The sequence below is a fragment of the Pontibacillus sp. ABV4_188 genome, from assembly GCF_056311905.1.
On the sequence record NZ_CM149975.1, the window covers coordinates 526,066 to 549,100 of the forward strand.

A 23,035-nucleotide genomic window follows, 5' to 3' on the forward strand; every position below is an offset into this window, starting at 1 on the left:
TTGTACATCAAGAGGGGGGGATTCTTGTGTTACATGTAGTTTGGTATAAACGAGATTTACGGGTTCATGATCATCGTCCGCTTCAGGAAGCATGGAGAGAAAGGGAACCTATTTTACCTCTTTATGTGGCGGAACCGTCTATCTGGCAAGAGAGCGAATTATCCATCCGCCATTTTCAGTTCGTGCAAGAAAGTTTGGAAGATTTAAAGGGGGCTTTTGAAAAGTTAGGGGGGTCGTTGTTTGTGACGATTGGAGAGATGGAGAGCGTTCTTCATACGATTTACGAATCGGTTGGCCCTTTTACATTACATGCTCATGAAGAGAATGGAACCCCACTTACATACGAGCGAGACAAGCGTGTGCGTCAGTGGATGAAGGCCCGTGGGCTATGTTTTCATGAATATCCACATTGTGGCGTTGTGCGAGGAGAGAGGAATGAGGAGCTTTTTAAGAAAGATTGGAAAGAGTTTATGGGGATGCCTGTCATGAATGCCCCGGATTCCATTTGGACCATTGATCAGGAAAACCTACCAAGTACAATTTCCACTAATATGGACATGCTTTTGAGATTCGAAATAGGTGGATCGCGCATTAAATATGGACAACAAGGGGGAGAAGGGCTGGCACATGAAACACTTGATAGTTTTCTTGATGAACGTTTTACAAGATACAAAGAAGAGCTAGCCAATCCTCTTGCTTCAACGAACACTTGTAGTCGAATCTCTCCTTATCTTGCCTGGGGGAATGTATCTATGAGGCAGGTAGTTAAGCGAACGAAGGAAGCTCTGCACCAATGTGATAGGAGCGATGATCGGAAACAGTTAAAAGCGTTCAACTCTAAATTAGAAGAGCATTGTCGTTCCATTCAATGGATTGAGAATCATCCTGAATTTGTTTACACCTCCGGTAATCCTACCTTTGATCAGAACCGGGAAGTATGGCAAGAGGGCTTCGAACGTTGGTCCAAAGGAGAGACAGGACTTCCTATGATTGATGCAGCTATGCGAGCTCTCATAAAGACTGGCTGGCTTAACTTTAGATCACGGGCCATGCTTCTATCATTTGCGTGCCACACCCTTAGAATGAACTCGAAGGAACCAGCTGACTACCTTGCAGGGCTTTTCGTAGATTATGAGCCGGGTATTCATTATAAACAGGTCCATTCAGTAGTATCACCTGAATCTATTAAAAGGATGCGGTTATTCGACCCTATCAAAGAAGGGAAAAAGTATGATCCAAAAGGGAGATTTGTGCGTCAGTATGTACCGGAATTAAAGCGTGTACCAGATTCATATATCCATGAGCCTTGGAAATATGATGGATTCTTTCATCTGGAATACTTTGGTCCGATTGTGGATGTAGGTAGGGCTAATCGAAATGTTAAGGCGCGTATGGGACAGGTAGAGAATAATGGGGAAGGTTCAGAAAAAAAGCAAGCGGATGCACAAATCGTTTTCGATTTATTTACCGAATGAAATGTATAAAAGCGCGAAGAGTAATTGAACTCTTCGCGTTTTTAAGTGGTCAAGCTTGTTATTGTTTCATCTTCGGATCCAGAGCATCTCGCAAGCCATCCCCCATTAAATTGAAACCAAGCACTGTCAGCATAATAGCAAGTCCAGGGAAAATCATCGTCCAAGGGGCTTGTACGAGGTAACTTTTTGAATCTGCGAGCATTTTTCCCCAATCGACGTCTGGTGATTGTGCCCCCAGACCTAGGAAACTGAGTGCAGCTACTTCAATAATTGCTGTAGCTACAGCAAGTGTCCCTTGTACAATAACGGGGGTCATACTATTTGGGAGTACGTGATGAAAAAGGATGCGCGCATCATTCATACCGATTGACTTAGCTGCTGTGATGTATTCTTCTTCTTTTACACTCAACACTTTTGAGCGAATAAGTCTCCCGAAATTTGGTACGTTAATGACGGCAATGGCTATGAGGGCGTTTTGTAAATCAGGCCCTAGTATAGCTACGATGGCAATAGCTAGTAGGATGCTAGGGAAGGCAAGAAGGATATCAAATATTCTTGAGATGATTGTATCCACCCATTTTCCATAAAAACCGGCGAGTATTCCAAGTGTGCAACCTACTAGGATGGATCCTGCAACACAAGAGAAACCAACCCAAAGAGAGATTCGTGCACCATAAATAATGCGCGAGAGAATATCTCGCCCGAAATCATCCGTCCCAAGCCAGTGCTCAGCAGAAGGGCCTTTTAATCGATTAATTAGGTCCGGTTTAGAATGGTCGTAGGGCATAATGAGTGGCGCGAAAAGAGCTACTAAGATAAAGAAGACAACGATACTCATGCCTGCGATAGCGATTTTATTTTTGGCAAAACTTCGCCATGCGTCACGCCATGGAGATGATGGTTTCTCTATGGAGGTATTAGCGGGTGGTTGTAGGGAAGGTGTGGTCTGCATGCGTTTCCTCCTTTCTACTTATAATCAATTCTTGGATCAACCAAGGCGTAAAGCAAGTCCACAATAACGTTAATAAAGACGAATATTGTAGCTATTAATAGAATCCCAGACTGGATTACAGGGTAGTCCCTGTACTGGATGGCATCGTAAATGTAGCGTCCGATACCAGGCCAACCGAAGATGGTTTCGGTCAAGATGGCGCCACCTAGTAAGAGGCCAGTTTGAAGTCCTATAACAGTAAGGACAGGGATTACGGCATTTTTTAGAGAGTGTTTGTACACAACAAAGAAGTTTGTGAGTCCTTTTGCGCGTGCGGTACGAATATAATCAGAACGCATGACCTCTAGCATCGACGAACGAGTCATACGGGCAATAATAGCCATTGGAATAGTGGCAAGAGCAATGCCAGGTAGAACTAAGTGTTTAGCTACGTCTGTAAATTGCTCCAAGTTTCCTTGTATAAGAGTGTCCACCAAATACAAATGCGTGATGGGATCGATTACGCTTGAAGCTTCATAACGACCGGTAGAAGGAAGCCAATCTAACTGAACAGAGAAGATATATTGTTCCATTAAACCGAGCCAGAATATTGGCATTGAAACACCAATAAGAGCAAACACCATTGCGGTATAATCGAACCAGGAGTTATGAAACCAAGCGCTAATAATTCCTGCATTCACACCGATAAATATGGCAATGACCATAGCGACGATGGTTAACTCTACTGTAGCAGCGAGATAAGGGAAGATCTCCTGACTGATTGGAACGTTCGTTTTAATAGATGTCCCAAGGTCGCCCTGAAGAAGACTTCCAATATAATCTACATATTGAATATGCCAGGGTTGGTCAAGTCCGAGCTGTTTCTCTACTTCAGCAATGGCTTCAGCGGTTGCTCGTTGCCCCAAAATAATTTGAGCTGGATTCCCTGGTATCAAATAAATAATAGAAAATACAAGTAAACTCATACCAAACAAAACAGGTAAAAGCATAAAAACCCTACGAACTGCATAAGCCCCCATACGACACCTCCCGTAATAGCAAACTTTAATGCTTTATCATAAAGAAGGGTGCCAGACACCCTGCACCACTTTAATGCTGTACAGTGTGGCATGGTGTCTGGCACCGTTTACTGCTTTAATGTGTGAAATTATTATTTGGTGAATTCTGTGTTTGTGACTGGTTCGGATCCGGTTGGATGTGGGACGTAGCCGCTGATTTCTTTCTTAGCTGCGATGACTGGAGTAGAGTGAACGAGCGGGATCCATGGTGCGTCTTCGTGTACGATAACTTGGGCTTCTTTATATAGTTCGTTACGTTTATCTTGATCGGTTATCGTTTGGGCTTCAATTAAGATGTCATGAAGCTCATCGTTTGAGTAATAAGCATAGTTGTTACTGCCAATGCTGTCTTTATCAAGTAACGTGTAAATGAAGTTGTCAGGGTCGCCATTATCACCTGTCCAGCCGAGCAAGAAGGCATCAAAGTCCCCTTTGCTGGCTTTTTCAAGATACGTGCCCCAGTCAGCTGTTTGTAAGTTCGCTGTTACCCCAATTTGAGCGAAGCTTTGTTGTAGCACCTCTGCGATCTTTTGGCCTTCTGGAATGTAAGGGCGTGGAACAGGCATATACCATAAATCAAACTCGAAGCCATCTGCATATCCGGCTTCAGCCAAGAGAGATTTAGCCTTCTCTAAATCGTATTCATAATCTTCGATATCATCATTGTATCCTTCGATACTCGGAGGCATAACGGTTTTAGCAGGCTCTGCTAATCCACCGTAAAAGGCTTCAATAATTTGATCTTTCGGCACAGCATGAGAGAGGGCCTGGCGAACCAATACATCAGCCATTGGTGTTTCGCGGTTCATAGTAAAAGCCATATACCCTACGTTCATAGATGGTCGTTCTAGTAGTTGAAGAGTGTCATCTGCTTTAATACGTTCTACATCAGAAGGGTTAACGCCGTCAATAAGATCAACCTCTCCTGTCATTAGAGCATTTAAGCGAGCAGAGTTTTCAGGAATAACCGTGTAAATGACTTTATTAAGTTTCGGAAGTCCTTCTTTCCAGTAATCTTCGTTCTTCTCTAAGACAATGCGTTCGTTGCGCTTCCATTCAGAGAACTTGAAAGGTCCTGTTCCGACAGGATTTTCTGTGAATTTGTCTCCGTATTCCTCTAGGGCCGCTGGGCTAGCCATTCCGAATGGAGACATCGCTAAGTTCTTTAAGAATGGAGCTTGTGGACGTGTGAGAGTAAATTGAACAGTAAATTCCTCAATTGCCTCCACGCTTTCAATGACGTGCCCTTCATCCCCTTTAAATCCACCAAACATCGTGTAGTAAGGGAATTGATCGGAGTCGCCGTTCATCCAGCGCTCGAAGTTATACACAACAGATTCTGCATTAAACGGTGTACCATCATGGAACGTAACCCCTTCTTCAAGGAAGAATTTGTACGTTAATCCTTCATCATAAACTCCCCAACCCTTAGCCAAGCCAGGTACAAGTTCTGTATTAGTTTCTTCATAGTTTAATAGGGTTTCAAAAAGGTTCTCTGTGACGCGGAATGTCTCCCCTTCAGTCGTTGTGATTGGATCAAGAGCTGTAGAGTCTCCACCACGAGCATAAACTAAGGTATCCTTAACTTCTTTAGTCCCCTCGTCAGAGCCATCATCGGTCGTTTCTTCTGTAGCAGGTTCCTTTGTTTCTTCCTCTTTCTCCTTGTCACTGCACCCAACTAGAGCGACAGATAAGACAAGCAAAAGTAGTAATGATAAAAGCCAAAAACGTTTCGTCATCCTTGAAATTCCCCCTTAATGTTTTAAAAGCTTTATATAAAGGTTACGCATCACCATAAAGGTGACAGGCAACGTGATGCCCAGGATTAATTTCTTGAAAAGCGGGGCGGTTCGTTTTGCATACGTCCATACATTCTTTACACCTTGTATGAAAGGCACAGCCTTTAGGTGGGTTAGAAGCGCTCGGAATTTCTCCTGTTAAAACATCGCTATCTGATTGATGGTCTGGGTCTGGGACAGGAACAGCAGAGAGGAGAGACTTGGTGTAAGGGTGAAGTGGTTCCTCGTAAAGGGTTTCACTGTCTGTTAGCTCGACCATTCTTCCTAAATACATTACGCCAACACGGTCGCTGATATGACGAACAACTCCTAAATCATGTGCAATAAATATATAAGTGAGGTCAAATTCAGCTTGTAGATCCTTTAACAAGTTCAAAACTTGAGATTGTATGGAAACATCAAGAGCAGATACAGGTTCATCTGCGATGATGAGCTTCGGATTTGTCATTAATGCACGAGCAATTCCGACTCGTTGACGCTGTCCTCCGCTAAATTGATGGGGGTAACGCGCGGCGTGGTATTGGTCTAAACCGACTGTTTCAAGCATATTCATGACCTGTTTTCGCCGTTCTTTCTTATCCTTAATGCCATGAACAATGAGTGGCTCTTCTAAGATCTTCTCAACTTTGTGTCTTGGATTAAGAGAGGCATAGGGGTCTTGGAATACGAGCTGCATTTCTTTTCGAATCTTCTTCATGTTGTTAGAAGATAGGGCGTGGATAGCTTTGTCCTCAAAACGAATTTCACCATCTGTTACTTCTAAAAGGCGAAGGAGAAGACGTCCAATTGTTGACTTTCCACAGCCGCTTTCCCCAACAAGTCCCAACGTTTCTCCTTTATATACCGCAAAAGAAACCCCATCCACAGCTTTTACTTCTCCAACTTTTCTGCCGAAGATGCCACCGGTAATGGGAAAGTATTTCTTCACCTGGTTCACTTCAAGTAATGGTAGTTTCATGGCTTACCTCCTTTCTCGTCTCAGTGTCATAAAGGAAACACCTTACTTGTTGATCCGTTTCTACTTTATAAAGAGGGGGATCTTCAACAAAACACCGCTCCATGGCATGTTCACAGCGTTCAGCGAAGCGACAGCCCTTAACGATGGATCCAGGTTTTGGCACATTACCTGGTATGGATTGAAGGCGGTCCTTCTTGGAGCGAATATCAGGAACAGATGCAAGGAGCCCTTTTGTATATGGATGTAATGAGTGTTTGAAAACCTTCCTAATAGGAGCTTCCTCCACAATTTTTCCTGCATACATCACAACAACCCGGTCACAGACTTCAGCTACAACCCCGAGGTCATGAGTAATCATCATAATAGACGTGTGAAGTTTCCGGTTTAACTCTTTCATCAATTGAAGAATTTGTTTCTGAATGGTTACGTCTAAAGCTGTTGTAGGCTCATCCGCAATTAAAAGTTGTGGTTCACAAATCATACTCATCGCAATCATAACCCTCTGTCTCATGCCGCCTGATAGCTGATGAGGGTAATCGTTTAGGAGTTGTTTAGCTCTTGGTAACCCAACAAGTTCAAGCATCTCAATGGTTCGCTTTCTTGCCTCTTCTTTTGAGCAGGATTGGTGTGTATGAATGGCTTCCGTGAGCTGGTTTCCTATTTTAAAAAGGGGGTTGAGTGAGGTCATCGGCTCCTGAAAAATCATTGCAATTTCATTTCCTCTTATTGAACGCATTCTTTTTTCAGTAGCTTTCGTAAGAGATTCACCTTGGAAAAAAATCTCCCCTCCAACGACCTTTCCTGCTTGAGGAAGAAGCCCCATGATTGATAACGAAGTAACACTTTTCCCACACCCGGATTCCCCAACAACCCCTAATATTTCCCCTTTATGAATGGTGAAATGGATATCATCTACTGCTGGAACAATTCCGTTATCAGTGAAGAAACTTGTCCGTAATCCTTGTACATGTAAAATGTCCTGTTGCTTGTCCACAGTTCCACCTCTTTCTCTAAAACTAGTACTATCACTCTATTCATGTAATGAAATGAATATTCACGAAATGATTTTGATAGAAAATAGACACCTAGAGTTGGTTTGGAAGAGATTATAGGTGTGAGAGGCGTTGGTTTTTCGGGGTTGTACAGTCAAAGGTGGACCACCTTTCATATCTTATAGAGAAAGACAAGGAGGTGAGCATATGAAAGGAAATAGATGGAAGAGTTACCGACTGTGGGTAGCTATTGCAGCATTATTGGGAATGTTTTTGCAGGACTGTGGGTTTATCGATATGGTAGATCGCTATGATATGTACGTGAGTGTAATTCTTACTATCTTAATCTTCCTAGGGGTTATTCATTCTCCTGAGAAGGAAGTTATCAAAGAGCTATTAGAAGAAGAAAAAAAGTCTAAAGATGAAGAGAAATAAGTTAGCAAAGAAATTATAGAGGAAGTAACGAAGGAGGAAAATGGGGATGAAGATTAAAAGTCTGCCTAAACTAGTAGATTTACGAGGAAAAACGGCGCGTGATGGTGAGTATAAAAGGGTTGGTTTAGAAAATAAAACAGATATAGCGATCCACCATTCGCTAACGGATGAAGGAGATTCTGAAGCTTTTGCCAGGTACCACGTCCACACGAACGAATGGCCAGGAATCGGCTATCACTTTGTCATACTGAAAGATGGGACGATTGAATGGAACCACGATTTGGATCGAATGAGCTATCACGTAGGAAGTGGGAATAAACGAGCGATCGGAGTTTGTTTGGTAGGAGACTTCAGGTATTATGAACCGAGTTTAGATCAAAAAAAGGCGCTTAAGGTTCTTCATGAGGCATTAAAAGAAGGAATGCCCGGCTATAAACGTACGTTAGGTCACAATGAATACCCAGGTTATGAATGGAAAGCCTGCCCTAGTTTTGACTATAGGACTGTGCTTGAAAAAGCGAAGGTAGAAGCAGACGTCAAAAGATACCGATTAATGACAGGGACATTCTCTACGGCAGAAGAACTATCGGGAGGGAAAAAACGCTTATTAAGTCGTTTTAACTGGACAGTGTATGAACGAGCGGACCATTCAAACTTTAACCCCCCTTACAGACTCATAACAGGAACCTTTGTATCAAAAGAGGAAGCTGAGCGTTATGCATCCGTACTAGAGGAAGAGTTCGGATGGGTCGTTTATGTAATTGATGCATAAAAATAGTGCCAACTCCTTTAGGAATTGGCACTATTCATATTTTGTGCAATGCGAGCGGCGACAGAACGAGGGACAAATTTAGCAGCAAGGGCACTCACGCGGTTCACACGACCGGGTACAATGACACGCTGCTTCTTCATATATCCTTCGAATCCAGCTTTAGCAACCATCTGGGGAGACATGGTGCTCGAAGTAAGCTTAGAATTTTCTGCTTTTGCTGTTTTAAAGAAGTTCGTTTCCGTTGCACCAGGACATAGCGTCGTGACATGTACATTCGAGCCTTTTAATTCTTCCGCCATGGCTTCTGAGAAGGAAAGAACGTAAGATTTAGAAGCGTAATAAACAGCCATTTTAGGACCAGGTTGAAATGCAGCAGTGCTGGCCACATTTAAGATTCCAGCCGGCAATCCCTGATTTGCTGCCTTTTTCAAAGAAGGCAGGAAGTAATGTGTAAGTTCAGTCAGAGCTGTAATATTGACTTGAAGCATATCTTGTTGTTCTTGAAGGGAAAGTTCATCGAAATACCCATTTAATCCGAAACCAGCATTGTTGACGAGCGCGCTGATCGTAAGGTTATTATCCAGGACGTGTTGATACAACTCCTTTGAAGCCCCAGGTTGAGAGAGGTCTTTAGGGATCATCGTAACCTCTATGTGATTCAATTCGTCTTTCAGCTTCTGAAGTTTCTCTTCGTTTCTGGCAGTTATAATCAGGTTATAGCCGTTTGCTGCATAAAGTTTTGCGAATTCGTATCCTAAACCACTAGATGCTCCTGTAATTAGGGCAGTTGGATTCATAGCAAAAGGACCTCCTACAATGTTTGTTAGTTCGTATGTTTAAGTATTTAAACCATACATAAGTTTATACATAAAGTCAACTTGGATTGGTTAAGCACGGAAGCATGCCACATTCGTAAGCATGGGAGCTATAATACTTTACCATTCACTGAACGTAATGGAGCTATACACAATAAAGTGTCTCAGTTTTATGTCTGTAATAGTACTACCCGATTTTCTAACAAACATTTCACAAAAGATAACCTTTAAATTAAGAAGGGGCTTTGTTTTTATGCAGCTAGTTCTTTCTTTCGGAAAATCATAATCGAAAATATGAGCAAGAATACTGTAAGGAACAGTGTAACTATAATAGTAAGCCACAGGTCTCCGCTGGTTGAGCCGTTTATGACATACTCCCTTATATACGTATTGATTTGAGGTGGGTACCAGTCAATGAACCTTGATACAAGTCCGTTAAGGCTGTTCATAAGAATAATAAGGGCTACTGATAGAAATCCAACCAGTCCCGGTGTTTTAAAAAATACGTTCATAAAGATAGAGATGGTAAGGACAAATGTAATCCATACACTATAAAGGAAAAAGGAACCGATCATAATAGAGAATGCTAAGTCTCCGTATAGGATATTGACGTAATACCAGCTAGTTAGTAAACCAAGGAATAAACTGAAAAGGATAAGTACAAGCGTGCTTGCCCATTTAGCCGTAATGTAGGCTGTATAACTCACGGGTTTTACTAGAATTAATTCTGTAACTCCGCTCTTACGCTCTGCGGCAATCATCCCCATCGTCATAAGTAGCACAACGGCAACGCCTAGGAGGTTAAGCTGTCCGAAACTTAATAAGTATGCTTCAGCCGGTGTGGGAGTTGGTAAGTGTAAGATCGCTCCTTCAGGTAACTCTCCAGACTTTTCAAGGATGACGGGTAAATAATGTGTCGTAACTGGGTCTAGGGCAGCTAAAAGAATAAACGTAATCGGTACCCACAACCACTTGAAGTTCCGCCAATTTTCGAGTGTCTCTTTTTGAAATAGTGTCATCCACTGCATCACTCGTTCACCACCTTCATAAATAACTCCTCTAGGGAAAGGTGTCCGATTTCAAACGAGGTAAGAGGCCAGTGATGTTCGACGGCTTGTTGTAAAATAGCTGACCTTGCATCTTTTACTTTGTTCACCTCAACGTAGAGTGCATCTCCGTTTGGCTCTACCTGGAGCACCTCTGGTAATGAATAAAGTTGTTCAATATATAGCTCTGAATGTGATTCAAATTCAATAATGATTCTGTTGACAGCTTGAGTTGCTTGTAGTTCTTCAATTGTCCCTGAATGATGCAGGGTCCCATTATGAAGGAGCAACAGTCTATCACTCACTTCCTCGGCATCGCTTAAGATATGTGTCGAAAACAAGATCGTCGTTTCTTTCTTTAATTCTTCTATTAAATTTAGTACCTCACGACGCCCGTTTGGGTCAAGGGAGGATACTGGCTCATCGAACATGATTAATTTGGGGCGGTGAATCATGGCTTGTGCAATCCCGAGTCGTTGCTTCATTCCACCAGAATACTTTCCGATCCTACGGTTTTTAGCTTCGTGTAACCCTACCTTTTGTAAAAGTTGATCCGCACGGCTTGCGGCCTCTTTCTTAGATAAATGAGCTAAGCGAGCAACATAGATGAGGAATTCACGACCTGACATCCAGTTATGGAAGACAGGATACTGAGGTAAATACCCAATCCAAGAACGAATGTCTTCTTTATTGGACTTGCCTTCAAACGTAATGAAGCCAGACGTTGGCTTCATTAAACCAGAAAGCATGCGCAAGGTTGTTGTTTTACCGGCTCCGTTTGGGCCAAGTAAGGATACACACATTCCTTTCTCCAATTCAAAGGAAACATCCTCAATCACAGCAGTCCCATCAAATTGTTTCTTTAAATGTTGTACGTGTATAAAACTCATCCATCATTTCTCCTTCCTATAAGGAAGTAAAGAATGGGGCCAGGCATATTGAAAAATAGTATGATGATTAACCAGACCCACTTTGGACCGTTTGTGCTCTCAATTCTAAACCAATCCACTAAGGCGACTATTAGTAAAATGCCTTGTATAACTAGGAGAGGAGCTACAATCCCCCATGGAATGCTACTGATTACTTCATTAAATGTTTGTTCCATTTCCATCATCCCTTCTATGTATTCACTTATATAACGTATGGGGGAGGGGGATGGTTCATGAAAAATAAGAAATTAGATTTTTTTGAAAAAGGATTGATTAAGATTACCGTTGTACAGTATAATAGTCGTTGACTTACATTACATTCGGGGCATTAGCTCAGCTGGGAGAGCGCTACACTGGCAGTGTCTCGGGCGTTTTTAAAGTATTAAACGCTCAAATTACTGATATATCAACGTTGCTACATACTCATTTGACTGAAGTATGTAGGTCAACTTTTGACCGAAACGCTACACTTCGTTAATTCTGTTAATTCAGAATCAGCGGGGTGTTTTTTTATGGAGTATTTTAATGAAAAGCCAAAGGTAAAAAAAAGACAGCCACATAAGCGCAAAGATGAAAAGAAAATATCCAAAGAGCGTGCCAAAATCATCTTTGAGCAATTTCTCGATTATAAGGTTAAGCAAAATCTTAGACCGTCTTCATTAAATCAACATGTGAGCACGTTTAAAAGTTTGGAGCAGTTCCAATCTTCAAAGAGCCATCAGCCATTATATTTGAGTGACATTGATACCAATTTTATTTCCGATTATGTCTATTGGATGAAGCACGAAGCCATAAGATTTAATGGTCACAAATACAAACCGAAAAGTGCTCAAACTAGAGGACTTTCAGACGCTTCAATCAATGGCAGAATTAAATATGTAAAAACGTTTGTGAAATGGTGTGTTCGGCAGGGGCATATGAGCAAGAACCCATTTGATGATTTTGAAGGGTTTAAGAAGGAAAAGCATACGATTGATATTTTGTCTCGTGAAGAAATAACCAATTTGTTGAAAGTGACACAATCTCATTCCAAAACATCATTCAAGCATTTTCGTGATTACGTTCTCCTTCATCTGTTAGTGGATGGAATGTTGCGTATAACGGAAGCATTGACGTTAAGCCCGAACGATATAGACCACGTAAATAGAAGTGTTGTCATTCAATCAAACAACGCTAAATCACGTAAAGCACGCATTATACCATTATCAAATAAAACATATCGACTATTGATGAAATTGCTTGAAGAGAATGAAGCATTTGAAGATGAAGTAGACGATTTAATTTTTTTAACGCTCTCGGGGCGAATGTTGGACAAGAACAATATATTGAGGGACATTAGGAAATACGCAGTTGAATCTGGCATAAAGAAACGGTTTTATCTACATTTAATCAGACACTCGACAGCAACCCATTATTTGTCGTCTGGCGGTGATGTTGAATCGTTGAGACGTTTACTCGGTCATGCAGATTTACGAACCGTACTGACGTATGCTCATATGGCTGACACGACATTGAAAGACAAGCATGCTAGCCATGGTTTTTTCAATGCTAAAGAATCAACGAGCAGAAAACGGAACAACAAAATTTTTTAAAAAACCCTATTAACATAGGTTCAGAGCAACTTTCAAATTATGTAAAATAAAAAGAACGCCAAACCTTCCACCTACCAAGTCAAAGGTTGACGTTCCGCAACTAACTCACAAGGAGCTGTCATGTTTAATGATAGCATGATAACTCCTCAATTTAAAGGAGAATGACAAATGCTGTTAAACGGAACTTCCGAAGAATTAGCAAAATATTCAAAGATAAAATATGAAGCAAGTAAATTTGTTCAAAAGGTAAAAGAATGCTGGGAGTATTCCAATCTTCAGATTCGATGTGTATATTTAATGAGCGATTTAGCCAAAAAGGGAAATGGTGTGTTTTCTGTTTCCTACAATTCATTTCAGCGAATGTTTAAGCAGCGATTCAAAAAATCTATTTCGCTATCATCTGTAAGACGCTTCTTCGGATTGATGAAAAAATTAGGTCTCATATCGGTTAATGTAGCAAAACGAAAAAACGAAACTCAATCTGCAAATATATTTATAATCGAGCAACAGTACGAGGAACCGCAAGAACCACAACATGAAGAGCACCCGTCTGACCATCTCCCTGAACACCGAAATATTGTTTCTAACGAAACAAAAGACGATGAACAAAAACCTTTAAAGAAAGATATTGTTAATAATAAAAAAGGCATGAACAACTATTTGAATACACATGATTTTGAAATATCTTTAAGGAAAGCATGTAATGATTTATATACGAAGTTCTCAATAGGTCGTTGGAATAAACAGCAGTGGTCATTGCTTGTGTCAGCATTCGTTCAAGAGACCGTTTCACGAGGTATGAATCGGAAAGTACCTAAAAACAACGTAGTAACGTATGCTTGTCGTTCACTTGAAAATATTGCTCATAAGCATGATTTGAAAAAGGGGAAAGTGATGGAGCTTAAATTGAGTGGGGTGTATTACGATTGGTTAAATGAATGATTTTTGATTATTAATATTCAAAGGTAAAAAAAGGAATTTTGTCATGTGATGGCGAAATATCTTTTATACCAAAGGAGGGATAGCTGTGTCCAAATTAATTACTGTGGAACGAGCGCAAAAAGAAGTGGAACGACTTCAGCATTATTTACAACTGGTGGAAGAATACGAAGCAGATACTCTTGATAAGTGGATTATCAAAGAATATGCAATAACAAACAGCATTAAGAAGGTAGTAGAAAAAGCAAATGAAAAATACAAGATGGAAATTGAAAAAGATTATGTTGTGGGTGTAATCAAAAGCAAACCAAAGGATGAATTACATAAATTAATGAAATCTGGTTACATGCTCAAAACGAGACCTAACAGAAGAAAATATTAAAATTTGCTTTACATTCAGATTCATTACACTACAATGCTAGTATCATACCGAACATTGAAAATCGAATATTAAAATTGCTCATAAAAAAAAGACGGAAGCCCAATTAAGGACTTCCGTATCACCAATGTTTCATCATTGATTTGACTATTAACCGAAAAGAGCAATATTTAACAACTATTGGAAGGTTAGTTACTAAATATCGTTATACTGTATATATACGCTCTTATAGCAAAACTAAAGACCTTGCCACAATTCTTTTCGATTGATAGTATTATAAAACTTTCATTTTATAATATTATGCGGTTGGTAGTTGAACTTCAGTAAACCAATTTTCATGCTTGGTTCCTGTGCTTTCTTCATCTTCATCGACAAGATAAAAGACTTCGCCATTATCCATTTCACGAATATTGAACGTTAGTTCAACATTTTCTTCTTCAACTGTTCCTTCCATCGTTTGTGCAGTTACACTTGGTGGTTGGAATTTAGTTGCATAAAGCACATATCGAATTGTGGAATTTGTGCCTAATTTTTTGCGTTCAAAAAGCAATGCGTTTTCAGGTGTTAGGTCAGTAGTGGACACAAGTACGCCACCATCATTGACTTGAGCACCGAATAATTTAGAGTAATCTTCAACAGTTAACCCAGAAAGCGTTAGCGTTCCTTCGCCACCGCTGAAAATGTTGTCGTTATAATCAACCGTATTATCAGAGTAGAATTTCACAGATTCGTAAGACAATTCTGCTTCAATTGATTTAGCACCAGTAAGTGGTTCTGGAGTTCCGAACGTTGAACCAGTTATAGGAGCCACATGAATGGATGAAAAGCCACCCAATCGTTTTTTAGCCATATCGAATTCCTTCTTTCGTTAAATTAATATAAAAAAATAAGGAGCCACCGAAGTGACTCCTAGAAAATTTGTTTATTATGCAACTGCCATCTTAAGGAACTTAAGAGCGTCTTCGTTAAGAATCTTACCATCCATGTAACCGTCCATCATGATTAAGTGAGAACCACGAAGTGCTTGCTGAGAATCACCATTAATGTGTTGTAGTTGGAAACCTTGCTTAGTCATAGTTGCATAACCTTCACCCAAGTTACCAAAGAATACCGCACGTTGGTCAGCGTAAGGACCTGGCATGTAGTCGTTGATAAGGACTGGTTGACCGAACAATTTGTAAACTGGGCCATTTTCAGTAACGTCACGCACTAAATGATAATCACCGTTATTGTTTTTAAGTTTAGAAATCATGTTGAATGTAGCACGACTAACAACAAATACTGAACCTGAGATGTATTCAGGGTGAATTGAATTGTATAAATTAAGCAATTCGTCAATTGTAATGGAGTCTGCAGCAGCTGCTGAAACTTCTTCAATTGCTACGGAATTTACAAGACCTTCGAATTGTGTTGTTTTGTCACCGTTAAGGATTGAATTGTCGATTGTAAGACCCAAACGCTTAGAAAGCAATCCAGTTGCGTAGTTAACAATATCAATTCCGCTATCGTGAATTAAGTGTTTAGAAATTTCAACTGCTGTACCAACACGTTTTTGGTCAAGGCGAACTTTGTCCATTGTGAAATCGTTAGATTGAACGTTTTCTAGTTCTCCAACGAAACCGCCAGTACCAAATGTTTTCTCACGAAGAATTTCAAGGAAACCATTCACTGGTGTAAAGTTACGAGTGCGAGCAAATAGTGGAGCTGCTTCTTGAAGTTTCTCTACAATAGTGTTTGATAATTGAGTTGGAACTGAAAGTTGCCCAGGGTCAGCACTTGTTTGAAGCACACGAAGTTCTTCGCCAGCTTCTTTACGGATAAATTGCTCTACTGCACGACTTTCGGAATCGTCATCTTTAGCGTTTAGCGCACGATTTTCTGAACCGTAAGTAGCGTTTTCTTTTTTGGCAATAAAACCGTCAAGTTCATCAAGTTGAGAAGAAATCTTTCTAATTTCTAAACTTTCATGTTCTTCGTAAGAGCGAGTTTCTCCGTCTTTCTGTAAGTTGTCCATGCGGTCAAGAATAGCGTTACGTTTTTCTTTTGCTTCTTTAAGCGTAAGTGTAGATAAATTCATTTTAAAATCTTGCTCCTTTTTAATTGTAATTTTTGGGTCTTCCACAACGTTTAAAGAACGAGCGGAAATATTGGACTGCTCATACGCAGGGTTGCGAGTGGCAGTAATTTCAAATAGTTTCAAATCTGTGATGGTACGTTCGTAAGTACCGTCAGCAAGTTTCTGCCATTTGTCTTTCAGCACTTTCATGCCGAACGACATACCTTCTAAGAGGTTGTCTTTGATTAATTGGTAGGTGTCTTTGCCCCAACTTGTGGGACTGATTTCAGCAGACATAAAAAGACCCTCGTCATCTTCACGAAGCGTTAATGAATCATTGCTCGTGGATGCGAGGACGTCTGAAGCATTGTGTTCCAATAGAAAATCAACTTTTTCAGCACGTTCAATTGCTCGTTTAAAAACGCCTTTTGGAATCGTTTCTTTGAACTTCACATTTCTTCCGAGTTCACGACTCCACGTGCCAGTTTTGTTTACATATCCAGATACACGAAGGGACTCGTCAGAGTTTTCTGCTCCAACGAGTCCCCGCACGTCAATATTCCGTTTTTCAAATTCCGTACTAATCGGAATCACTTCCTTTGTCAGTTTTCTTAGTTCCGCCATCTACGTTTGGAACTTCGAAAGAACCATCTTCATATTTGTAAACTTTGCCAAGAGAAGAATTGAAGAAATCTTTATCTTGCGTTGGCAAATCTAATTTAGAGCGCATTTCATTAAATGAAATCATTCCATCATTAAATTGTTTACTGATTGTTTCAGTACGCTCTTTTTCCGTTGTCCTCATTAACTGGGAAGTGTCGAAACGGAAGAAATATCCTTGACGTTTTTCTTCTTCAGTTAACAATTGGCGGTTGAAAGCAGATTCGAAAGTTTCAATGATTGAATGAAGCGTAGTGTCGTAGAAATGAATGCTGTTTTGTTCAATGTTGTTGTATTTATTCGCTTCACTTGAAACCATGCTTTCTGGCACACCGAACAAGTTACAAATTCTTTTTTCAGTTTGTTTAGTGACTTCGGATTGTTGCATTTGTTCTGGGGTGTAAGTTAACTGTTTATATTGAAGTCCTTCTTCAAGAATTGGCATTTTTCCAGAGTTGCCAATACCTCCGAAATTCTCATTAAAACTTTCTCCCAATCTATCAACTGCAGTTTTACTTAAACTGTTAGCAGAAGTTAAATAAGATTTAGGAACAGCACCGTTGTTCCAAAGGTGAATAATGTAATCACGCTCAGCAAATGCTTGTTCAAAAGTTTTCTTGCCATAAGTGAGAATTCCAACCCCTTCATATTGATTATTATTTGGGTCCTTCGTCACTCGTAGCAATTGGTCAGGTTTGAACGTAGTTTGATTTTTATTTTGATTAGTGGGAGTTCCCAGCATAACCGTTTGTGTGTATTCAGCACCTGTGTATTTGACTCCATTGTGAAATACTTCAGTTTCAAGGTTTTTAGCAGGAATGTGGTTCAATTCTGCAATTCCTTCTTTGTGACGTTCCACACCGTTCAACTTAATAGTTTTGATAATATCTATCGTTTTGTAAGCATGTGCTTGTCCGTGTAGCAAATAATCTTTTAACATCAACTTCATGAAGTCGTCTGAACTTTGTTCGTGTTCGTTTTGCTCATTGAGCAAATAAACTCGGTTATCATTTTCAATACGTTCGAGATTTCCTTTTTTATCTTTTCGATGTAAATTAATCGGAAGAGAAGCAAGTTTTCCAGTAATAGCATTCAAGCATTTTTGAACGGTTTCCAATTGCAGTACACTATCTTCGTCAGCGCTATTCACACCGAAAATGGAAGAATTGCCAGTTATACCAAGGCTATCAAGAGTCATGGTTCGTTTTTCTTGCTCGGATTGTTCGAGTTTGCGTTTATATTCCAATCCTTTAAAAGCATCTGTCCAACTCATTCAATGCTCTCCTTTCGTATAAATTAAAAAAGCGCTCCCAATAGGGAACGCAACTAATTTCTTCGTATTATCGTACTTAGGTGGAAGAAAGGCACCTAAGCACTAAACAAGAAGAAAATCAAACATTAACTTAAAAAGAAGTAACAAAAATGAAAATCATTTTATTACTTCGGTGCTAAGAAAGAACACCAAACATTACACTCAGAGGAATGTAATCTTTGGCATTTTCCATGCCGTAAAATTAATATTTTATGTCCTTTTCTTAGGCCAATGATATTTAACGCCTGAAAGGGTTAATTCTTTTGCTGAAGGAACTTGTTGTTGTATCGAGCGTATTTTGCCATTTACATATTTTCTGGTTTGTTCTTGTTCCATTCCTTGTTCACTGCCATAAAGGATAAATAATTTTTTATAATGTAATACAAAATCTTTTGGGTTTTCATATGCCAATCGAGTATAGTCAATCGTTGGTTCTTGATTCATTGTTTCACCTGCTTTCAGTAAAAAAGTTAGCCACGCTTTACTATGGAATAAAACGTGACCATATATAAGGAGAAAGTATGGGAATTTAGCAAAAACAAACAGTCTTGCTATCCTCCTTAATTATTTTAAGTCGGTATCACCGACTCTATAATATATGTGCAGTACTCGAATCAAAATAAAGAGGTTTTTCAATCTTTTTTAAAAAAGTTTAGATGGGATCGGGCGAAGCCCGACCCATCTTCACATTAAATAAACAATGGTTCACGTCTATCATAAACGCTTCCTTTAGAAGTCATTTCATCATGCCATAAATATACTGCGTTAATCGTAGCAGCGACCATATCAATACGTCCTCGTGATTTTTTCTTGTTCACATACGTATTGAGATTATTGTCTTTTACTTCACGAGCGTTAGCCACATTGATTTCAAACAGTTTGTTATATTCGTAAGCAAACTCGCCTTTAAGAATTTTCTCTTTAAGCAGTTTCGTAGGTGGGTGAAGAACCGAGGAATGTTGCTTAATTTCAACTGGTAGATAACCTTCGTTTTCCCATCTGTTAGCAGTACTTCCGATATTGTAACGGTCATAACCAATGTTTTTGATTTTGACACCGTATTTATCTTCTAAACTCAGCACAAAATCTTCTACTTCTTGTTGATTGATAACATCGTAACCAGAGAAAAAGCAGAAACCTTGTCGCTCCATTACTCGGTAGTCGATTTTTTCTTGCTTGTTCTTATTATCGACATTACCTTCTGGCAAGAATGCCCACACTTTAGTAATGAATTTGTCTTGTTTTTTGTCATAAGCAACCATTGAAACAGACGTGTTATCGGTGGTTTGTGCTAAATCGACTCCAATATTTACTTCTTTGCCATTCCAATCAAAATCTTTAATGGCACAATCTTTCAACTTATCAGCAGGAACATATTCTTCTGTAACATCACCATCAACAAAGATATTCATGTGCTTGGTCTTAAAGTTTTGTTGTTCTGATGGCATTTCCAACGCTTTTTCACGTTGTTTCTTGAGTTGTACTAGGTTATCTGGTATTTCCAATGCTAACGGGTTTGCTTGCATTAATGATTCATCGGACAACCAATCTTTAGGGTCATCTGGTTTGTAAAGCAGTGCAAACACAGTATCGTCTTCGATAACGTCATTGAGAACTTTCTCTGCATATTCCATTTCTTCGGTCATTGGGTTGTTCGTGCTGTTATAAGCAGTAGAAATGAGAATACCTGTCCTATTTACTAAGTTCATTTGAGATGATTCCATAGCAGAAATAGGGTAACGATTCTTCAATGCTCCGACTTCATCAGCAACAAACACATTTGCTAGTCGACCATCCATACGGTTATCGGAAGTGGCAAGTGGAACGAACTTAGAAGATTTCAGCGTACAACGTACTTCATTTCGTGTTTTCTCAAAATATTTCTGAAGGTGAGGACTTACATCAATCATGTTTTGAATTTCCTTTTTCACAATGGAAGAAAGTTCTCGGTCAGGAGCAACTGAATAGAATTCTGAACGCTCTGGTTCGAGTAGCATTAACAGAATGAATATAAGGCCAACTAAAAATGATTTACCAGATTTACGAGCGATTAATAATACTGATTTCTCGTATCTGCGCTTCTCTGGATTGTCTTTGTGTTTCCAACAAAGAGCGTTGACAATAAAAAACCACTGGAATGGAGCGAGAGCGTCATGTGCTGACGTTCCGACTTTCAAACCAGTGGACATATTAATTAATTTAGTTAGATTGGTGATTAATTTGAGTTCCTTTTCATCAATGAAATATTTACACTCGGAGTCGTTTATATCATCGAGAAACTTTTGACACGCTTTTTTAATGTATTTTCCTGCCACGATATTTCCTTTAGTTACATCGAGAGCGTATTGATACGCTTTATGTTGTTTTATGTTCATCTGATTCAACCTTTCAGCATTTCAAGTAATGGGTCTTCGGTTTGTCCTTCTTCAATTTGTGTGCTTGCTAAAGTGGCACGAGAAGATGGTGACATACCCAATTGAGGGAATAATGATTTGAATTGATTCATGTATTGCATTTTCGTTTTTACCGTTGGATGCTCTTTAGTGACTTCATTTCCGTATCTATCAATCTGCTTTAGCAAAATTCCTTCATCATTTAAGATTTGGTCACATTGGCGAAGTTTGCTCAATGTATCAGCAGTTTGTTCCAGAAGGGGAGTATCCAAATTATCGAGTAAATTGCTATCTTCTAATTGTTCGAGCAGAAATTTGTAACATTGCTTTCCTAAGTTATCGAGATTGGATGGCACATTTTTGTAATCGCCATTGAAAGTGGGTTGAGGTTCTTTGGGTTGATTCTGCTGTTTTTTCTTTTTCTGTCGTTTATTTGCCATTTATATCGCTCCTTAAAAAAATTCACACAAACTTTGAGTTTAGGGTCATGTGTAGAAAATGGAGTCCCCCTTGTCTTCGCACATCCCCATATATTTTTCTTTTGGTTGCATAGGGGATAGCAGACATAAAAAATAACCAGTCACTTGAGCAACTGGTCACAAAGATGGTATCCAATCACTTGGTGGTTCCCATTCAAAATCTAATTTGTCATTACATGCTTTTAATTCGTTGTTACATGTTCCACATACCGTAATTAAATTCGATTCATCCCACATCAACTCAGGATAATCTTTTCTGTTTTTAATGTGGTGAACAGTCAGGTCTTTCATCTCAAGATAATTATTTCTGATAGCATAACAACGCAAGCAATAGCCACCATCACGATTGATTATCCTTTTCCGTAACTTCTTCCAACGAGCACCACGTATGAGTTTGTCTGTATCAGATTCTTTATGCTTATTCCTTACACGCTTATTCGGACAGTCATGCTTAACACTGGTATCATAACTCCTGCCACATCGAACGCATGTTGACCTATTCATCGTTAAACACACCGATACGCTCACTCACACGAGATACAACGTGACCATTAATAACAGCAATACGGTTGCCTTTAGACCTATATAACATGGTACTCTTATTTCGGTTTAACAGTTCAGCAGATTCTGCTCCACTTTCGTATAACTGTCCATCAACCACATACCAATTATTCATTACAAGATTCAAGCAATCTGACACAATAGCAAATACTTCACTATCAGACAATTCGTCATAAACCACTTGCTTCATTACTATTACGTTTCCTTTTATCTTAACGTCTTTACTATGGTAGATTTCTTTTCCATCGTAGGAACCCATAGCATTGGTTATAGTGTCATGTTTACTAACTATTTCACCGTTAGTATCAAGAACAATTGCAGGTGTTTTTCCATCGGTTCGCAATCCAGTTTCAAGAGCATGTTCTTGTTGCTCTTTGTAAGTCATCCATTCAAGATTATCTACACCATCACCAGCATCCAATCCACGTTTATGGTTAACGGTAGGTTTATTTTCTGGATTCGGTATAAATGCTTCAGCAACTAAACGATGAACGTATTGAGTTTTGCCATCGACTCTAACATTCCTGTAACCATTTGTTTTCTTTCCGATTTTCAATAGTTTTTCTTTGCCATTATTAATGGTTTTCACTCGTCCTAAGTCAGACACATAATATTGCTTTATATCCGTTTCTTTAATTTGCTTCCAATTTTCCATAATTTATTTCTCCTTTTAAAAATCTGGGTAATCGAAATCGCTACCCTCGTTTATTTTTTGTTCCATAGTGTTCACCAATGAGCGAACTTCTTCAACTTGTTCAATGGTTGCTTCTTTGAATTTTTTACCTTCACCGAGCTGTTCTGTAACGATGGCATTTAGTTCAACCATTCGATTTTGTGATTGAAAATCTTTAGCCACATGTAATCCTCGTTTCTTCAAATCTTCGAACGCTGCTATTTCTATTTCAGTAGGTTCTTCTTTGGATTGAATGAACGGTTGTGTTTTTACAATGTCGGTAGGATTGTAGAAATCTTTACTAGATGGTTCATGTATCCATTCGCCATGAGAATACAATCCATTTTTCTTCACCCATTCATCCCAAGGAGTGACATAAATATTTGAAGCAGAACCTTGTTGCTTTTTCTCTTGAGTTCCGAACCATATAAGACCTACTTTTTTGAGAAATTTCTTTCGCTCTTTATATGTAGAACTTCCCATTTGAATCTCTATCCTAGCGTCATCTTCGCTGAATCGGCAAAAATAGTTTTCTTGAGCGTCTTTAAATTCGTTGGAAGAACCGTTAGCAGATAACGAGACTTTACTTTCCAACGTTGAATACAGAACCACAACAGCGTAATCTGTTTGCTTAAATCTTTTCACCAATCGGTCATCTTGAAGGAAGGTTTTCCGAAGTTGATAATAGTCGTTGTGATTGTGGTCTTTTCGATGTAGATAGTTTTCTTTGGTCAATTTCAACCCTCCTTAAGTGATGAGA

General features: G+C 39.5%; 24 protein-coding genes. 6 read left to right on the forward strand and 18 right to left on the reverse strand.

Going from position 1 to position 23,035, the window contains the following annotated elements:
• The first annotated feature begins 26 nt into the window (after positions 1-26).
• Complete coding sequence (locus ACYX4O_RS02730; protein WP_476354371.1) at positions 27-1,475, forward strand: FAD-binding domain-containing protein; 1,449 nt, start codon at positions 27-29, stop codon at positions 1,473-1,475.
• A 58-nt stretch (positions 1,476-1,533) separates the two neighbouring features.
• Here the strand turns inward: ACYX4O_RS02730 and ACYX4O_RS02735 are convergent, their stop codons facing one another.
• The 5 genes from ACYX4O_RS02735 to ACYX4O_RS02755 form a co-directional block, all read right to left on the reverse strand.
• Positions 1,534-2,427, reverse strand: coding sequence for an ABC transporter permease (locus ACYX4O_RS02735; RefSeq protein ID WP_476354373.1), 894 nt, complete (start codon positions 2,425-2,427; stop codon positions 1,534-1,536).
• 14 nt (positions 2,428-2,441) lie between these two features.
• Positions 2,442-3,446 (reverse strand): ABC transporter permease, encoded by a 1,005-nt coding sequence (locus tag ACYX4O_RS02740; RefSeq protein WP_476354375.1) that lies wholly within the window; start codon positions 3,444-3,446, stop codon positions 2,442-2,444.
• Positions 3,447-3,577: 131 nt separating this feature from the next.
• Positions 3,578-5,224: an ABC transporter substrate-binding protein gene (locus ACYX4O_RS02745; protein ID WP_476354377.1), complete on the reverse strand. Its 1,647-nt coding sequence runs from the start codon at positions 5,222-5,224 to the stop codon at positions 3,578-3,580.
• Positions 5,225-5,267: 43 nt separating this feature from the next.
• Positions 5,268-6,242 carry an ABC transporter ATP-binding protein gene (locus tag ACYX4O_RS02750; RefSeq protein WP_476354379.1) on the reverse strand — a complete coding sequence of 325 codons (975 nt, stop codon included), beginning with the start codon at positions 6,240-6,242 and terminating at the stop codon, positions 5,268-5,270.
• A complete protein-coding gene (locus ACYX4O_RS02755; protein WP_476354381.1) occupies positions 6,223-7,236 on the reverse strand; it encodes an ABC transporter ATP-binding protein in 1,014 nt (337 codons plus the stop codon). Before ACYX4O_RS02755 ends, ACYX4O_RS02750 begins: the two co-directional genes overlap by 20 nt.
• A gap of 205 nt (positions 7,237-7,441) precedes the next feature.
• Here ACYX4O_RS02755 and ACYX4O_RS02760 point away from each other — a divergent pair, with 205 nt between their 5' ends.
• Positions 7,442-7,669, forward strand: coding sequence for a hypothetical protein (locus ACYX4O_RS02760; protein WP_476354383.1), 228 nt, complete (start codon positions 7,442-7,444; stop codon positions 7,667-7,669).
• Positions 7,670-7,715: 46 nt separating this feature from the next.
• Complete coding sequence (locus ACYX4O_RS02765; protein WP_476354385.1) at positions 7,716-8,441, forward strand: N-acetylmuramoyl-L-alanine amidase; 726 nt, start codon at positions 7,716-7,718, stop codon at positions 8,439-8,441.
• Between the two features lie 17 nt (positions 8,442-8,458).
• Here the strand turns inward: ACYX4O_RS02765 and ACYX4O_RS02770 are convergent, their stop codons facing one another.
• The 4 genes from ACYX4O_RS02770 to ACYX4O_RS02785 all read right to left on the reverse strand — a co-directional run bounded on the left by ACYX4O_RS02770 (position 8,459) and on the right by ACYX4O_RS02785 (position 11,407).
• Positions 8,459-9,238 (reverse strand): SDR family NAD(P)-dependent oxidoreductase, encoded by a 780-nt coding sequence (locus tag ACYX4O_RS02770; protein ID WP_476354387.1) that lies wholly within the window; start codon positions 9,236-9,238, stop codon positions 8,459-8,461.
• Between the two features lie 269 nt (positions 9,239-9,507).
• Positions 9,508-10,284 (reverse strand): ABC transporter permease, encoded by a 777-nt coding sequence (locus ACYX4O_RS02775; protein WP_476356993.1) that lies wholly within the window; start codon positions 10,282-10,284, stop codon positions 9,508-9,510.
• On the reverse strand, positions 10,284-11,192 hold the full coding sequence (locus ACYX4O_RS02780) for an ABC transporter ATP-binding protein (RefSeq protein ID WP_476354389.1): 909 nt from the start codon (positions 11,190-11,192) through the stop codon (positions 10,284-10,286). The genes ACYX4O_RS02775 and ACYX4O_RS02780 overlap by 1 nt, the downstream gene beginning before the upstream one ends.
• Entirely contained in the window at positions 11,189-11,407 is a 219-nt protein-coding gene (locus tag ACYX4O_RS02785; RefSeq protein WP_476354391.1) for a PLD nuclease N-terminal domain-containing protein, read from the reverse strand. Before ACYX4O_RS02785 ends, ACYX4O_RS02780 begins: the two co-directional genes overlap by 4 nt.
• A 336-nt stretch (positions 11,408-11,743) precedes the next feature.
• Here ACYX4O_RS02785 and ACYX4O_RS02790 point away from each other — a divergent pair, with 336 nt between their 5' ends.
• The 3 genes from ACYX4O_RS02790 to ACYX4O_RS02800 all read left to right on the forward strand — a co-directional run bounded on the left by ACYX4O_RS02790 (position 11,744) and on the right by ACYX4O_RS02800 (position 14,144).
• On the forward strand, positions 11,744-12,823 hold the full coding sequence (locus tag ACYX4O_RS02790; protein ID WP_476354393.1) for a tyrosine-type recombinase/integrase: 1,080 nt from the start codon (positions 11,744-11,746) through the stop codon (positions 12,821-12,823).
• Between the two features lie 168 nt (positions 12,824-12,991).
• On the forward strand, positions 12,992-13,765 hold the full coding sequence (locus tag ACYX4O_RS02795; RefSeq protein ID WP_476354395.1) for a hypothetical protein: 774 nt from the start codon (positions 12,992-12,994) through the stop codon (positions 13,763-13,765).
• Positions 13,766-13,850: 85 nt separating this feature from the next.
• Complete coding sequence (locus ACYX4O_RS02800) at positions 13,851-14,144, forward strand: hypothetical protein (protein WP_476354397.1); 294 nt, start codon at positions 13,851-13,853, stop codon at positions 14,142-14,144.
• 295 nt (positions 14,145-14,439) lie between these two features.
• On the opposite strand, the gene ACYX4O_RS02805 is transcribed toward ACYX4O_RS02800, so the two are convergent.
• The 9 genes from ACYX4O_RS02805 to ACYX4O_RS02845 form a co-directional block, all read right to left on the reverse strand.
• Positions 14,440-14,991, reverse strand: coding sequence for a major tail protein (locus ACYX4O_RS02805; RefSeq protein WP_476354399.1), 552 nt, complete (start codon positions 14,989-14,991; stop codon positions 14,440-14,442).
• A gap of 75 nt (positions 14,992-15,066) precedes the next feature.
• Positions 15,067-16,821 carry a phage major capsid protein gene (locus tag ACYX4O_RS02810; protein ID WP_476354401.1) on the reverse strand — a complete coding sequence of 585 codons (1,755 nt, stop codon included), beginning with the start codon at positions 16,819-16,821 and terminating at the stop codon, positions 15,067-15,069.
• Complete coding sequence (locus ACYX4O_RS02815) at positions 16,778-18,130, reverse strand: phage portal protein (protein WP_476354403.1); 1,353 nt, start codon at positions 18,128-18,130, stop codon at positions 16,778-16,780. The genes ACYX4O_RS02810 and ACYX4O_RS02815 overlap by 44 nt, the downstream gene beginning before the upstream one ends.
• Positions 18,131-18,379: 249 nt before the next feature.
• Complete coding sequence (locus ACYX4O_RS02820; protein WP_476354405.1) at positions 18,380-18,613, reverse strand: hypothetical protein; 234 nt, start codon at positions 18,611-18,613, stop codon at positions 18,380-18,382.
• Positions 18,614-18,858: 245 nt separating this feature from the next.
• Positions 18,859-20,358, reverse strand: coding sequence for a terminase large subunit (locus ACYX4O_RS02825; RefSeq protein WP_476354407.1), 1,500 nt, complete (start codon positions 20,356-20,358; stop codon positions 18,859-18,861).
• A 191-nt stretch (positions 20,359-20,549) separates the two neighbouring features.
• The gene (locus ACYX4O_RS02830; RefSeq protein WP_476354409.1) at positions 20,550-21,002 is read right to left on the reverse strand and encodes a phage terminase small subunit P27 family; all 453 of its coding nucleotides are present in this window, start codon (positions 21,000-21,002) and stop codon (positions 20,550-20,552) included.
• A gap of 156 nt (positions 21,003-21,158) precedes the next feature.
• Positions 21,159-21,368, reverse strand: a complete 210-nt coding sequence (locus ACYX4O_RS02835; protein ID WP_476354411.1) for an HNH endonuclease — start codon at positions 21,366-21,368, stop codon at positions 21,159-21,161.
• Between the two features lie 169 nt (positions 21,369-21,537).
• Positions 21,538-22,257: an NUMOD4 domain-containing protein gene (locus ACYX4O_RS02840; RefSeq protein ID WP_476354413.1), complete on the reverse strand. Its 720-nt coding sequence runs from the start codon at positions 22,255-22,257 to the stop codon at positions 21,538-21,540.
• 15 nt (positions 22,258-22,272) lie between these two features.
• Positions 22,273-23,010: a hypothetical protein gene (locus ACYX4O_RS02845; protein WP_476354415.1), complete on the reverse strand. Its 738-nt coding sequence runs from the start codon at positions 23,008-23,010 to the stop codon at positions 22,273-22,275.
• Positions 23,011-23,035 lie beyond the last annotated feature (25 nt).

Bases quoted from the DNA above. Each gene is read 5' to 3' on its own strand.
- ACYX4O_RS02735 (WP_476354373.1), bottom strand. From the start codon at position 2,427: ATGCAGACCACACCTTCCCTACAACCACCCGCTAATACCTCCATAGAG.
- ACYX4O_RS02740 (WP_476354375.1), bottom strand. From the start codon at position 3,446: ATGGGGGCTTATGCAGTTCGTAGGGTTTTTATGCTTTTACCTGTTTTG.
- ACYX4O_RS02745 (WP_476354377.1), bottom strand. From the start codon at position 5,224: ATGACGAAACGTTTTTGGCTTTTATCATTACTACTTTTGCTTGTCTTA.
- ACYX4O_RS02750 (WP_476354379.1), bottom strand. From the start codon at position 6,242: ATGAAACTACCATTACTTGAAGTGAACCAGGTGAAGAAATACTTTCCC.
- ACYX4O_RS02760 (WP_476354383.1), top strand. From the start codon at position 7,442: ATGAAAGGAAATAGATGGAAGAGTTACCGACTGTGGGTAGCTATTGCA.
- ACYX4O_RS02765 (WP_476354385.1), top strand. From the start codon at position 7,716: ATGAAGATTAAAAGTCTGCCTAAACTAGTAGATTTACGAGGAAAAACG.
- ACYX4O_RS02770 (WP_476354387.1), bottom strand. From the start codon at position 9,238: ATGAATCCAACTGCCCTAATTACAGGAGCATCTAGTGGTTTAGGATAC.
- ACYX4O_RS02775 (WP_476356993.1), bottom strand. From the start codon at position 10,284: ATGCAGTGGATGACACTATTTCAAAAAGAGACACTCGAAAATTGGCGG.
- ACYX4O_RS02780 (WP_476354389.1), bottom strand. From the start codon at position 11,192: ATGAGTTTTATACACGTACAACATTTAAAGAAACAATTTGATGGGACT.
- ACYX4O_RS02785 (WP_476354391.1), bottom strand. From the start codon at position 11,407: ATGGAACAAACATTTAATGAAGTAATCAGTAGCATTCCATGGGGGATT.
- ACYX4O_RS02790 (WP_476354393.1), top strand. From the start codon at position 11,744: ATGGAGTATTTTAATGAAAAGCCAAAGGTAAAAAAAAGACAGCCACAT.
- ACYX4O_RS02795 (WP_476354395.1), top strand. From the start codon at position 12,992: ATGCTGTTAAACGGAACTTCCGAAGAATTAGCAAAATATTCAAAGATA.
- ACYX4O_RS02805 (WP_476354399.1), bottom strand. From the start codon at position 14,991: ATGGCTAAAAAACGATTGGGTGGCTTTTCATCCATTCATGTGGCTCCT.
- ACYX4O_RS02810 (WP_476354401.1), bottom strand. From the start codon at position 16,821: ATGGCGGAACTAAGAAAACTGACAAAGGAAGTGATTCCGATTAGTACG.
- ACYX4O_RS02815 (WP_476354403.1), bottom strand. From the start codon at position 18,130: ATGAGTTGGACAGATGCTTTTAAAGGATTGGAATATAAACGCAAACTC.
- ACYX4O_RS02820 (WP_476354405.1), bottom strand. From the start codon at position 18,613: ATGAATCAAGAACCAACGATTGACTATACTCGATTGGCATATGAAAAC.
- ACYX4O_RS02825 (WP_476354407.1), bottom strand. From the start codon at position 20,358: ATGTCCACTGGTTTGAAAGTCGGAACGTCAGCACATGACGCTCTCGCT.
- ACYX4O_RS02830 (WP_476354409.1), bottom strand. From the start codon at position 21,002: ATGGCAAATAAACGACAGAAAAAGAAAAAACAGCAGAATCAACCCAAA.
- ACYX4O_RS02840 (WP_476354413.1), bottom strand. From the start codon at position 22,257: ATGGAAAATTGGAAGCAAATTAAAGAAACGGATATAAAGCAATATTAT.